This window comes from Streptomyces sp. NPDC051452 (assembly GCF_044454765.1).
Classification (GTDB): domain Bacteria; phylum Actinomycetota; class Actinomycetes; order Streptomycetales; family Streptomycetaceae; genus Streptomyces.
The window spans coordinates 75,040-86,725 of sequence record NZ_JBITEB010000013.1; the positions used below are offsets into that span (position 1 = coordinate 75,040).

Below are 11,686 nucleotides of genomic sequence, written 5' to 3' on the forward strand. Positions count from 1 at the left end.
CGCCGCGGCGTCAGGCCCGGTGCTCCCTGCCCATGACGCGCGGGAACGTCGCCGGGTCCTCGTCGAAGCCGTGCACACCGGCACGGAAGACCCACTCGCCGGCCTCGTCGCGGACGAACTCGGCGATGGTGGCGGCCGTCGCCCCGTGGACCGTGCCGAAGTCGTCCTCCGAGAGGACCGTGTAGCCCTCCCGGACGCGCATGGCCGGGTTCAGGACCTCGGCGAACGTCCTGCGCGCGGGACGCTGCTGGATGACGACGCCCACCACCACGCGCGCGTAGCGGCCGTCCAGGCGGTCCAGTTCGAGTGTCATGACCTCGTCCCAGCCGAACCCCTTGCCGTCCGTGCTGTCCCGGTCGAGGAAGATCGTGCCGTCCGGCGAGCGGCTGTCGAAGTGCACCAGATAGGACGGAGCCCCGTAGGGGTCCGTGGACACGAAGGTCGCCGCGACGATGTCGAGATCGGTGGCGGGCTGACCCGCCGCACTGGGATCCCACTTGAGCGCGACCTGGACCTTGCGGTTTCCCTTGCTGAAGCCGGTCACCGGGCTTCCCCTTCCCCCTGAAGATCATGCGCCTCAACTCCCGCCGAGCGGAGGCTCTTTGTCCATCGTCCCACGCGCGCGGGAGCGCACGTGCAGGCGATCTGAGCCGGAGCGTGACCGGCGCCACGCCCGCTGGCCTACGATGGCGCGGTGCTGGTCAAGTGGATTCGCTGCACCGTGGTGGACCGCCGCGGCTTCGAGCGCGGGCAGCGGAAATGGGCGGGGCTTCCGGGGGAGCCGGGTTTTCGGGGACAGGGTGGAGGCTGGAGCCGGCAGCGGCAGGGGGTGGCGCACGTCTTCGCCTTCTGGGAGAGCCGCGCCTTCTACGACTCCTTCATGGCCCGTTCCCACGACCGGCTCGCGGCCGCCCAGTCCGGCACGTTCAAGGACGCCCAGGTCAAGCTGTTCGAGTACCGCTTCGACGTGAAGACGGGCTTCGAGCCGCGCTTCACCGACTCCGATCTCATCCGCGTGGCCCTGTGCCGGGTGCACGAAGAGCGCGTGGAGCACTTCACTCTCATGCAGGAGAAGGTCTGGAACCCCGCGATGGCCGGCTCGCCGGGCATGATCCGCGGCATGTTCGGCGAGGCGCCCGAGCAGGAGTTCCTGGTCCTGTCGATGTGGCGGTCGGCCGCCGAACACGGCAAATACCGCACCGAACGGGTGGAGCGCCTCGCCCTGCGCGCCCAGACGGAGGCGGACATCGCCGCGCTCTCGGGTGACATCGTGGATCTGGAACCGTCCTGGACGGTCTGAATCCGGCGAGTGTCGAATCCGGCGAGTTCGGAAAGCAAACTTACCCGGCCGGTAGTGTGGTGTGCGTCTCCACTCCGGGTTTCAGGCGCCCGATTCATGTGATCTGCGGCGTATGGGGCCCGTACGAGTCCTCCCCTCTTCCTCGTTCGATCTAGGGTTTCGGCATGGCACGACCACGGCGCATCGTCCTTGTCCGGCACGGAGAGTCAACCGGCAACATCGACGACTCCGTGTACGAACGCGAGCCCGACCACGCCCTCGCGCTGACCGAGCGCGGCCGGCGCCAGGCCGAGGAGACCGGCAGGAGACTCCGGGACGTCTTCGGCCAGGAGCACGTGAGCGTCTACGTCTCCCCGTACCGCCGTACGCTCGAAACGCTCGCCGCCTGCCGGCTCGACCCCGCACTCATACGCGTCCGCGAGGAGCCCCGGCTGCGCGAGCAGGACTGGGGCAACTGGCAGGACCGCGACGACGTACGTCTGCAGAAGGCCTACCGCGACGCCTACGGCCACTTCTTCTTCCGCTTCCCGCAGGGCGAGTCCGGCGCCGACGTGTACGACCGGGTCGGCGGCTTCCTGGAGAGCCTCTTCCGCAGCTTCGAGGCCCCGGACCACCCGCCGAACGTGCTCCTGGTGACACACGGCCTGGCCATGCGGCTGTTCTGCATGCGCTGGTTCCACTGGACGGTGGCGGAATTCGAGTCGCTGTCGAACCCCGGGAACGCCGAGATGCGGATGCTCGTTCTGGGAGAGGACGGCAAGTACTCACTCGACCGGCCCTTCGAGCGCTGGCGCGAGCCGGAGCCGTACTGGGCCACCGGATAAAGTGACAGGGCGATGACCGCTGACTCCTCTTCCTCCGGCTCCTCCGGGCGCATGGAGCGCGCCCTGGCGAGCCTGCGCGGGCTGGCCGTGGGGGATGCCCTGGGCTCCCAGTACGTCGTGCCCGGCAACCACCCCCTGCTGAGGCGACGCGAGCTGCCCGCGGACCCCTGGAAGTGGACGGACGACACCGAGATGGCCTGCTCCGTGGTCGCCGTTCTCGCCGGGCACCGACGCGTCGACCAGGACGCGCTGGCCCGCTCCTTCGCCGAGCACCACGACGCCGACCGGGGCTATGGGCCCGCGGTCAGCCGGCTGCTGCACCAGGTCCGGGAGGGCGGAGACTGGCGTGAGCTGTCCGCCGCCCTCTTCGACGGACGCGGCTCCTGGGGCAACGGCGCGGCCATGCGCATCGCCCCCCTGGGCGCCTGGTACGCGGACGACCCCGAACAGGCCACCCACCAGGCCGAGATCTCGGCCTACCCCACACATCAGCACCGGGAGGCCGTGGTCGGCGCCATGGCCGTCGCCGCGGCCGCCGCGCTGGCCGGCTCGCCGGACGGACCGCCGAGCCCCGAGGCGCTGCTGGACGGCGTCATCGCGCTCGTGCCGCGAAGCGCCGTCGGCCAGGGCCTGCGCCGCGCCAGGGACATGCTCGACTACGGCGACGCGGCCACCGTCGCGGCCGTCCTGGGGTGTGGGCGGCGTACGACGGCCCACGACACCGTCCCCTTCGCCCTGTGGTCCGCCGCCCGGAGCCTGGGCGACTACGAGACGGCGTTCTGGACGACCGCCCAGGTCGGCGGGGACATCGACACGACCTGCGCGATCATGGGCGGTGTGCTTGCCGCGAACAAGGCGGGCGCACCTCCCGCGCACTGGGTCGAACGGGCCGAGGCGCTGCCGGAGTGGGTGCCCACCCGGTCCTGAGGGTCCGGCGTTCCGCTCGTTCTCCGTATTCACAGTTGCGATTCTGTGTGAATGGGGCACCTTCGTGGTGCGGGCGACGACGGCCGTACGTAGTCGGCTGTCGCGTATTCCGAAAGCCGCCAGGGGGTTATCTGTGCCGTGGTTCGGCCTCCGCCTCGGCAGGGTGAACCGGCTTGGACTCGGACACCGCACCCGGCCTCGCGGGGAGGGTCGATGGTGTGCGGCAGCGAACGGAATGGCCGGAGGTGTGAGGGGGGCGAGGGATCGGCCGACGCTCCCGTCGTCGCCGGTTGGAAGGGGGTGGACGTCCCGGCCGGCGGTCGCCGCGGGCGTTGGGTGACCAGGGTGTCGCGTGGCAATCCCGGCGGCGTACGCTAAGGGCGCCATGCCGTACGAACCGCCTACTCATACCGTCGAGCGCTCGCTGCGCGCGACGACTGGAGCGAAGATCATCGCCGGTGTCGACGAGGTGGGGCGCGGTGCCTGGGCCGGCCCCGTCACCGTCTGCGCGGCGATCACCGGACTGCGCCGACCGCCCGAGGGCCTCACCGACTCCAAGCTGCTGACGATCCGGCGGCGTACGGAACTGGCCGGCATCTTGCGGACATGGGTGACGGCCTACGCGCTGGGGCATGCTTCCCCCGAGGAGATCGACGGTTTGGGGATGACGGCGGCGCTCCGGTTGGCGGCGAGTCGCGCTCTGGACACCCTGCCGGTCCGCCCCGAGGCCGTCATCCTCGACGGGAAACACGACTATCTCGGTGCCCCCTGGCAGGTGCGGACGGTCATCAAGGGCGACCGCTCGTGCGTGGCCGTCGCGGCGGCATCGGTGATCGCCAAGGTTCAGCGCGACAAAATGATGGCCGAACTGGGTGGCGACCATGCACACTTCGGTTTTGCGGACAACGCCGGGTATCCATCGCCCGTGCACAAGGCCGCGCTGGAGGAGTGGGGGCCCACCCCGCATCACCGGTTGTCGTGGGCGTATCTTGATGCGTTGCCTCAGTGGCGGCACCTCAAGAAGGTCCGCAGCTGGGCGGACGGAAGCGTTCCGGAAATCGAAGGTCAGCTCGGCTTCGACTTCTGACCGTTCCGCTCGCACTGATGTGCCCCCCGGTCATCCGCACCGCACCAATGTTTGATAAAAATCAGCTCATGCCTCTCATTCCCGAGGAGCCTCAGATTTACGAGAGTGCCCAGGGTCCCCGCGCCACTCCGGCCAGCGGCCGTATCGCGCCGACCCCTCGCCCCGTACCCGGCCCCCGCCCCGCGGCCTCGTCCCGCCCCGGTCGTCCGGGCCCCCCGCGGCCCACACCGCCGGTGCAGCGCACGCCGCGTGACGTCGCTCCGGCCATGCCGAGCCCATCCGGGCCGGCCGCTCCCGCCGCACCTGTGGCGAGCCCTCAGATCCAGTTGGTCCCGGCCACGGCCGAGGGTGCCCTCGACGCCGCCGAAGAGGCGGTGGACCTGCTCCTGGAGTCGGGTCGTGCCCCCGGCGAGGTGCTCGTGATCACCACCGGTGCCCGGCACCCGTGGGCCGAACACGAGTTGTCCTTCGGTGAGGCCTCGTACTGGGCGCAGCACGACGCCGGTGACGACGTCTTCTACACCGACGCCACTGTCGTCTCCCGCGCCGCGTCCCGACCCGTGGTCGTCGTGGCCGTCAACGGAGACTCCGCCGCCGCCGTTGCCGCCGCCCTCCCGCTGGCCCACTCCCGGGCGGGTGCGCTGCTGATCGTCTGCGGTGACCCGCAGCAGATCAACTCGGTGCTGGGCGTCGGCGTCTGAGCCGCGAACGGCACCCCGCGACGCGGCGGCGCCGGGTGGCGTAGTGGCCGCACAGGCGGCCACCGCACGGTGACGCCTTAGGCATGCCGGGTCACCTCGGTGGCCATCTCCTCGAAGGAGGCCTCCGCGAGGCGTGCGGCGGGGGAGTCGGGGGACATCAGAGGACGGGTTCAGGTCGCCGCGGCGACGCCGGTCGGGGCCGAAGGGCGCCGAACGGGCCGGTTCCTGAGCCCCGCCTCAGCGGTCCGCACATAGGCACTTCAAGAGCGGTCCCTGGGCGCGGCGCAGTCTGCCTTGAGCGGGCCGGCCTTGCCTGCACGCTGGCAGGTGGCAGGTGGCAGGTTGCCGGCTTCTGGCCGGGGCCAGTTGACGCCCCCGTGGCACTGATCGGTGGCGCTTCTGCGGATCGTTCGGCACGGACGGCCACGCGCGCGGCATGCTCCGGGGATGTGCTGCTCGGCGGTGTCGGTGATGCCGGCGGTGCGGTGCTCGGCGGTGCCTGCTCTCGCGGTCCGCTGCTCAGCGCGCCGCGGCGCGTCGCAGGACGTCGGAGACCGGGCCGCCGGTGCGAGGGGTGAGCGGCGGAGCCTGCGTCATCGCCAACGCCTCCGGAACGGAGTGAGCGTTGGGGCGTCGCCCGCCGCGTCCCTCGCCGAGCACCTGCCAGCCCTCGTGCGTCAGCGTGATGTACGCCCCGCACCTCAGTCCGTGCAGCGTGCACGCGTCACGCAGCCCCCACATCCAGGCGCCGTCCTCCTCCGTCCAACGCCCTTCGCCCTCACGGCAGTAGAGCAACACGGCCGTGCGCACCGGGGTGCGGCGCCGAAGGTCGTGCGGGATGACCCGGCGCAGCTGGGACAGGAGCGCGTTGCGGAACATCCAGCCGTCCGCCTGGGCGGCACGCCGTGTGAACGAGGCGCTGGCGCACAACCGTTCGTCCGGACCGAGGACGGCCACGATCGCCGTCAGCGGCTTGGGGCGATGGCGGGCGTGCAACCCACTGACGACCTCACGGGGGTTGCGCAGCAGCGGGATTCCCGCGGCGGACCATTCCGCCGGCTCGAGCAGGCGACTGGCGGAGGCGGCGGACGTCGGCAGCGAAGCCGCCGAGGACGAGGCGAATCCGAAGGTCACGTTCCTCCCTTCGGCTACGCGCCCATAGTGCGGGCGAGGTCGGATTCGGGGGAGCGCGCACCGCAGTGAAGCCCAACCGGAACACGGGCGAATCGTGCGGGGAGCGGATCTCAATTCTTCCTGTCGAACTGGGCTGCGGCAACGAGCAATTGGCGCCACCGCCGGTTATCTGCTGGTGCGGGGTTTATATCCCTACCCACCCGGTCGCCCCATGACGCCTGGGGTGTCGCTTCACGTCACGTTCGGTGCACGCCGATGGTCGCGGGGTCATCCCTGGACGGCGAGGACCAGCGGCAGCACCTCCCGGGCGCCGGCTCTCCTGAGCAGGCGGGCCGCGACCGCGAGAGTCCAGCCGGTCTCGGTGAAGTCGTCGACCAGCAGAACGGGGCCCCCGGCCTCCCCGAGGGCCGAGGCCAGGGCGGCCGGCACCGTCAACGCTCCGTCGAGTGCCTTCAGTCGCTGCGCGCTGTTGCTGCGCGACATTCGGGGTACGTCCTCGGCGTAGTCCACCGAGCCGAGCAGAGGCAGCCGGCCGATCTCGGCGATCCGGGTGCCCAGGGACTGGATCAATCGCGGCCGAGTGCGTGAGGCGATGGTGACCACACCGACCGGCCGGGCCGGGGCGTCGGCCGCGCCGGAGGCCCAGCCGCCGGGGCCCCTGGCCCAGTCGGCAAGCACGTCCACCACGGCCTTTGCCACGTCGTCCGGAACAGGAGCGTCCGGTGCCTGGGACGCGAAGAGAGGGCGCAACCGGTTGCCCCAGCCGATGTCCGACAACCGCCCCAGGGCCCTTCCCTGCGCAGCCTGTTCACCTGCCGGAATGCGGCCCTTGAGGTCGACGCCGACGGCCGGCAGTCCGGTCGGCCACATGCGGCGGGGCTCCACCTCGACGCCCGCCCGGCCAAGATCGCTGCGTGCGGCGTCCAACGCAGCCGTGGACATGTCGGCCGTGAAGCGCGGGCCGGCGCAGTTGTCGCAACGGCCGCACGGTTTGGCGCCCTCGTCGTCCAACTGCCGTTGCAAGTACTCCATCCGGCAATCGGTGGTGGACGCGTAGGCACGCATCGCCTGCTGCTCGGCGGCGCGCTGCCGAGCGACCCACGCGTAACGCTCGGTGTCGTACGTCCATGGCTGTCCGGTCGCGACCCAGCCGCCCTTGACCCGCCGCACCGCCCCGTCCACGTCGAGGACCTTCAGCATGGTCTCCAGCCGTGAGCGGCGCAGCTCGACGAGCGGCTCAAGCGCGGGCAGCGACAGGGGCCGGTCCGCCCGGGCGAGGACGTCCAGGGTGCGCCGGACCAGTTCCTCGGCGGGGAAGGCCAGGGAGGCGAAGTACTCCCAGATCGCCTCGTCCTCCTTGCCCGGCAGCAACAGCACCTCCGCGTGTTCGACGCCACGGCCGGCCCGGCCCACCTGCTGGTAGTAGGCGATGGGGGAGGAGGGCGAGCCGAGGTGGACCACGAACCCCAGGTCGGGCTTGTCGAACCCCATGCCGAGGGCGGAGGTGGCGATCAGCGCTTTCACCCGGTTGCCGAGCAGATCCTCCTCGGCCTGCTGCCGTTCGGCGTTCTCCGTCTTTCCCGTGTACGAGGCGACGGTGTGCCCGCGCTGTCGCAGGAACGCGGTGACCTCCTCGGCGGCGGCGACGGTGAGCGTGTAGACGATGCCAGATCCCGGCAGGTCGTCCAGGTGATCGGCCAGCCAGGCCATGCGGTGCGCGGCGTCCGGCAGCCGCAGCACGCCGAGACTCAGGCTCTCGCGGTCCAGCGGCCCCCTGAGTACCAGGGCGTCCGAGGTGCCTCCGGTACCCAACTGCTCGGCGACGTCAGCGGTGACCCGCGCGTTGGCCGTGGCGGTGGTGGCCAGCACCGGGACGCCGGGCGGCAGGTCCCCGAGCATGGTGCGCAGCCTCCGGTAGTCGGGACGGAAGTCGTGCCCCCAGTCGGAGATGCAGTGCGCCTCGTCCACGACCAGCAGACCGGTCGCCGCCGACAGCTTGGGCAGGACCTGGTCGCGGAAGTCGGGGTTGTTCAGACGCTCCGGACTGACGAGCAGGACGTCCACCTCGCCGGCGGCGATCTCGGTCTGGACGGCGTCCCACTCCTCGGTGTTGGCCGAGTTGATGGTCCGGGCATGGATACCGGCCCGGGCCGCGGCCTCCACCTGGTTGCGCATGAGCGCGAGCAACGGCGAGACGATCACCGTCGGGCCGCTTCCCGCGGCCCGCAGCAGCGAGGTCGCCACGAAGTACACCGCGGACTTGCCCCATCCCGTGCGCTGCACGACCAGGGCCCGGCGGCGGTCGGCGACCAGCGCCTCGATCGCCCGCCACTGGTCCTCGCGCAGCCGCGCCGCGCCTGTGGCATCTCCGACGAGCCGGGCGAGGACGGTGTCGGCCTGTGCCCGGAGGTCCGCGTTGCTCGTGTGCTCCATGCGTTCCATACAACAGGACGGGACCGACAAGCGGGCGGCCCGGGCCCGCGACTGTGGACAACCATCCGGCCTTGTCGTGTCCCTGATTCGACTTATCCACAGGCTCAAGCGGAGTCGCAAGATCCGCGAGATCGTCTGCGCATGACGAATCACAGCGACACGACCGGACCGTTCGAGGACAGCGGCATCTCGGGCCCGGAGCCCGCGACCGGACCGTCCGCGCACGACACGCAGGTCACCCTGCGCACCCCCGCCGAGCTGGCCGACGCCCTGCCCTATCTGCTCGGCTACCGCCCGGAGGACAGCATGGTGCTGGTCGCCCTCCACGACCGCGGCGGACCGGGCAGGTTCGGCGGGCGGGCCCGGCTCGGGATCCCCGCGAGCGAGGAGGACTGGGAGGCGGCCGCCCGGCAGCTGGCCCGCGGACTGGTGACCGGCAGCGAGCGGCGCGGCACCCGCCCCGAGCAGATGGTGGCCTACGTATGCCAGGAACCGGCCCCGGGTGAGTCGGGCCGGGACGTCAAGCGGCGACTGGAGAGGTTGGCCCACTTGTTGCGCGTGGCGTGTGGCGACCTCGACGTGCCGGTCATCGAGGCACTGTGCGTCTCGGACGGCCGCTTCTGGAGCTACTGCTGCCCGACCGCTGGCTGCTGCCCCGACGACGGCTCACCGATGGGCCTTCCCGGAACCTCCGTGCTGGCCGCAGCGGCCACCTACGCCGGCATCCAGGTCCGCGGCACGCTGCGGGAGCTGCGCGCCAGGCTGCAACCCTGGGAGAGCACCGCGGCCCTGGCGCAGGAGATCGCCCTGGACGCGGCCGGCATGAGCCTGGTCCCCCGCGTCCTGGACGAGGCGACCCGCGTGGACGTCGCGGAGGAGACCCTCGACCTCGCCGAGCGCGTCATCCGCCGTTTCGCCGCGGCATCGCCGGTGTCCGGCACGCATCCGGCCGACCTGCGCGACGACGACCTGCTCGGCCACGACGAGGCGGCGAGGCTCGTCCTCGGCCTCCAGGACCGTACGACCCGCGATCGCGCGGCCGCCTGGATGGAGGGCGAGGAAGCGGCCCCGGCGCTACGGCTGTGGCGCGCCCTGGCCCGTCGCTGCGTCGGTCCCTACGGCGAGCACGCCGCCGCCCCGCTGACCCTGGCCGGCTGGGTCGCCTGGTCGTCGGGTGACGAACTGGAGGCACGCGAGGCCCTTGCCATGGCCCTGGGCGCCGACCCCGACTACCTCTTCGCCCGGCTGCTGCACCAGGCCTGCAACGAAGGCCTCGACCCGGAGGCGATCCGCCGCTGCCTGCGCGCCGGGCGCCCGGGACGTACGGGGGAGTCGCAGCAGGCGGAGGAGACGGAAGAGACCGAGGACACGGAAGAGGCCGTCCGGCTTGCGGGCCCGTCGGCACGTGCGGACGGGAGGGAGGTCGTCCCAGCAGCGGCCGTGGCCCCGGGATCGGGGGTGTCGGCGGCAGACGATCAGTCTGTCGAACCCGGCTCGGTCACGCGTACGCGGCGACGGCGACGAGTGCGGCCCGGAGACACCGACGAGTGCCGCGAGCAACGGTCGGTCGGCGGGCGGCGCCGGCCGACCGGTTCTCGCCCTCGGCCGACGTCCACCAACCCCTCCCGACCTGGTTCTCGAGGCACTGGCGGCACACGCACGCGCCCGGCCGAAACCCACGAGGGCACGACCGGCGGCGCCCCCACGGCAAGCGGTCACCCGGAGCGCGAGGGGGATGGTTGAACACCAGCCAGGGGGAGCGAGGGGCCACCGACCGCCCCGGCAAGCATCCGTTCGCGCCGGCAGGCGGGCGGCGGCGATGACGGACGTCGCCGGGCCACCACGACGCCGTTCCGACGGCTTCACCGACATGAACCCTGACTCCGTCGAGTCCCCCTCCGGTCACGTGAGTGGCGAAACGCCCCGACGGCCTTGCCGCTGCCCGCCCCCTGTCCTGCGGGGCGCCGCACCGGCCGTCCCGCGTGTCGAAGACGCGGCGAGCGGGGACTGGCCGCCGCCAGCCACCAGAAGGTGCTCGCCGCCCCCGCCGGTACCGTCCCGATGCGCCCAACGGCACGATCACGCTGTGTCCGGTGCCCGGTGCCCGGTGCCCGGTGCCCGGTGCGCCGCTCGGCGAACTCTGCCTGACCGGGTTGTGCCTGGTGGGCGCCCCCTTCGTCATACGGGTCGGCCGTCTGGGACTGGCCATGGTCGAGGAGGCCGCGGACGGTCTGCAACTGGGGGGCATGAGCCCCGGCGACCGGAGCGTGACCTCGTTGGATACGGCCGCCGCGCGGGGCGGCAGTCCGGCCCGCCGCCCCGGAGCGGGACGAAGCGGAACGACCACCGGTGTGACCGGCGAGGGGAGTGTTTATCGTCAGGCAGACGACTATGATCACGCTCATGCCCTACGACCCGTCAGCGTTTCCGCCCTTCGCCGTGACCGTGGACCTGGTCGTGCTGACCGTGCGCCGCCATGCCCTGTGCGCGCTGGCGGTACGCCGGGGCGAGCCCCCTTTCCAGGGGCGCTGGGCGCTGCCGGGCGGCTTCGTACGGGACGACGAAAACCTGTCCCAGGCGGCGGCACGCGAGCTGGCCGAGGAGACCGGGCTGCGTGCGCACGACCCCTCGGCGCCGGCTCAGGACAACGGAGCCCACCTCGAGCAGCTCGCCACCTACGGCGACCCCGAGCGGGACCCGCGCATGCGTGTGGTCAGCGTCGCGCATCTCGCGCTCGCACCCGACCTGCCCGCTCCACGCGCGGGAGGGGACGCCAGCAACGCGCGCTGGGCACCGGTGGAGGAACTGCTCCAGCAGGGCGGTTACGGCCGGGACGGCGAGCCCGTGGCTCCACTCGCGTTCGACCACGCCCAGATCCTCGCGGACGGGGTGGAACGGGCCCGCTCCAAGATCGAGTACTCGTCGCTGGCCACCGCGTTCTGCCCGCCCGAATTCACCGTGGGGGAGCTGCGCCGGGTCTACGAGGCGGTGTGGGGCGTGGCCCTGGACCCCCGGAACTTCCACCGCAAGGTGACGGGAACGCCTGGCTTCCTCGTTCCGACGGGCGGTACGACCACCCGCCAGGGCGGCCGTCCGGCCCAGCTCTTCCGGGCCGGCGGTGCCACGCTGCTGAACCCTCCGATGCTGCGCCCCGAGGTCTGAGGCCGCGGCGCGGACGACCGCCGGTACCTCGAGCAGGGCGCCCTGTCCGATCGAGCCCGGGTCCGTCGAACGGCGGACACGAACGGGGAGTCCGCGCGGCACTCGTGCGTCAGAGCGC

The 11,686-nt window shown here is 71.9% G+C and carries 10 protein-coding genes; 7 read left to right on the forward strand and 3 right to left on the reverse strand.

Going from position 1 to position 11,686, the window contains the following annotated elements:
- Positions 1-10: 10 nt before the first annotated feature.
- Entirely contained in the window at positions 11-544 is a 534-nt protein-coding gene (locus ACIBA9_RS26955; RefSeq protein ID WP_362157657.1) for a TerD family protein, read from the reverse strand.
- Positions 545-694: 150 nt separating this feature from the next.
- Between ACIBA9_RS26955 and ACIBA9_RS26960 the strand changes: the two genes are divergently transcribed.
- The 5 genes from ACIBA9_RS26960 to ACIBA9_RS26980 all read left to right on the forward strand — a co-directional run bounded on the left by ACIBA9_RS26960 (position 695) and on the right by ACIBA9_RS26980 (position 4,839).
- Positions 695-1,300: a YdbC family protein gene (locus tag ACIBA9_RS26960; protein WP_393899112.1), complete on the forward strand. Its 606-nt coding sequence runs from the start codon at positions 695-697 to the stop codon at positions 1,298-1,300.
- A gap of 164 nt (positions 1,301-1,464) precedes the next feature.
- On the forward strand, positions 1,465-2,124 hold the full coding sequence (locus ACIBA9_RS26965) for a histidine phosphatase family protein (RefSeq protein ID WP_399366896.1): 660 nt from the start codon (positions 1,465-1,467) through the stop codon (positions 2,122-2,124).
- 12 nt (positions 2,125-2,136) lie between these two features.
- Positions 2,137-3,051 (forward strand): ADP-ribosylglycohydrolase family protein, encoded by a 915-nt coding sequence (locus ACIBA9_RS26970; protein ID WP_399366897.1) that lies wholly within the window; start codon positions 2,137-2,139, stop codon positions 3,049-3,051.
- A gap of 385 nt (positions 3,052-3,436) precedes the next feature.
- The gene (locus ACIBA9_RS26975; protein ID WP_399366898.1) at positions 3,437-4,138 is read left to right on the forward strand and encodes a ribonuclease HII; all 702 of its coding nucleotides are present in this window, start codon (positions 3,437-3,439) and stop codon (positions 4,136-4,138) included.
- A gap of 68 nt (positions 4,139-4,206) precedes the next feature.
- The gene (locus tag ACIBA9_RS26980) at positions 4,207-4,839 is read left to right on the forward strand and encodes a hypothetical protein (protein ID WP_393899115.1); all 633 of its coding nucleotides are present in this window, start codon (positions 4,207-4,209) and stop codon (positions 4,837-4,839) included.
- Between the two features lie 519 nt (positions 4,840-5,358).
- Here the strand turns inward: ACIBA9_RS26980 and ACIBA9_RS26985 are convergent.
- Together ACIBA9_RS26985 and ACIBA9_RS26990 are read right to left on the reverse strand one after the other, a co-directional pair.
- Positions 5,359-5,973 carry a hypothetical protein gene (locus tag ACIBA9_RS26985; protein WP_399366900.1) on the reverse strand — a complete coding sequence of 205 codons (615 nt, stop codon included), beginning with the start codon at positions 5,971-5,973 and terminating at the stop codon, positions 5,359-5,361.
- Between the two features lie 267 nt (positions 5,974-6,240).
- Positions 6,241-8,406 (reverse strand): RecQ family ATP-dependent DNA helicase, encoded by a 2,166-nt coding sequence (locus ACIBA9_RS26990; protein ID WP_399366901.1) that lies wholly within the window; start codon positions 8,404-8,406, stop codon positions 6,241-6,243.
- Positions 8,407-8,547: 141 nt separating this feature from the next.
- On the opposite strand from ACIBA9_RS26990, the gene ACIBA9_RS26995 reads away from it, so the two are divergent.
- Together ACIBA9_RS26995 and ACIBA9_RS27000 are read left to right on the forward strand one after the other, a co-directional pair.
- Positions 8,548-10,149: a DUF4192 domain-containing protein gene (locus ACIBA9_RS26995; protein ID WP_399366902.1), complete on the forward strand. Its 1,602-nt coding sequence runs from the start codon at positions 8,548-8,550 to the stop codon at positions 10,147-10,149.
- Positions 10,150-10,809: 660 nt separating this feature from the next.
- Positions 10,810-11,568 carry an NUDIX hydrolase gene (locus ACIBA9_RS27000; protein ID WP_362157685.1) on the forward strand — a complete coding sequence of 253 codons (759 nt, stop codon included), beginning with the start codon at positions 10,810-10,812 and terminating at the stop codon, positions 11,566-11,568.
- The last annotated feature ends 118 nt before the right edge of the window (positions 11,569-11,686 follow it).

Coding starts and splice junctions, on each gene's coding strand:
- ACIBA9_RS26965 (WP_399366896.1), top strand. CDS start 1,465: ATGGCACGACCACGGCGCATCGTCCTTGTCCGGCACGGAGAGTCAACC.
- ACIBA9_RS26970 (WP_399366897.1), top strand. CDS start 2,137: ATGACCGCTGACTCCTCTTCCTCCGGCTCCTCCGGGCGCATGGAGCGC.
- ACIBA9_RS26975 (WP_399366898.1), top strand. CDS start 3,437: ATGCCGTACGAACCGCCTACTCATACCGTCGAGCGCTCGCTGCGCGCG.
- ACIBA9_RS26980 (WP_393899115.1), top strand. CDS start 4,207: ATGCCTCTCATTCCCGAGGAGCCTCAGATTTACGAGAGTGCCCAGGGT.
- ACIBA9_RS26990 (WP_399366901.1), bottom strand. CDS start 8,406: ATGGAGCACACGAGCAACGCGGACCTCCGGGCACAGGCCGACACCGTC.
- ACIBA9_RS26995 (WP_399366902.1), top strand. CDS start 8,548: ATGACGAATCACAGCGACACGACCGGACCGTTCGAGGACAGCGGCATC.
- ACIBA9_RS27000 (WP_362157685.1), top strand. CDS start 10,810: ATGCCCTACGACCCGTCAGCGTTTCCGCCCTTCGCCGTGACCGTGGAC.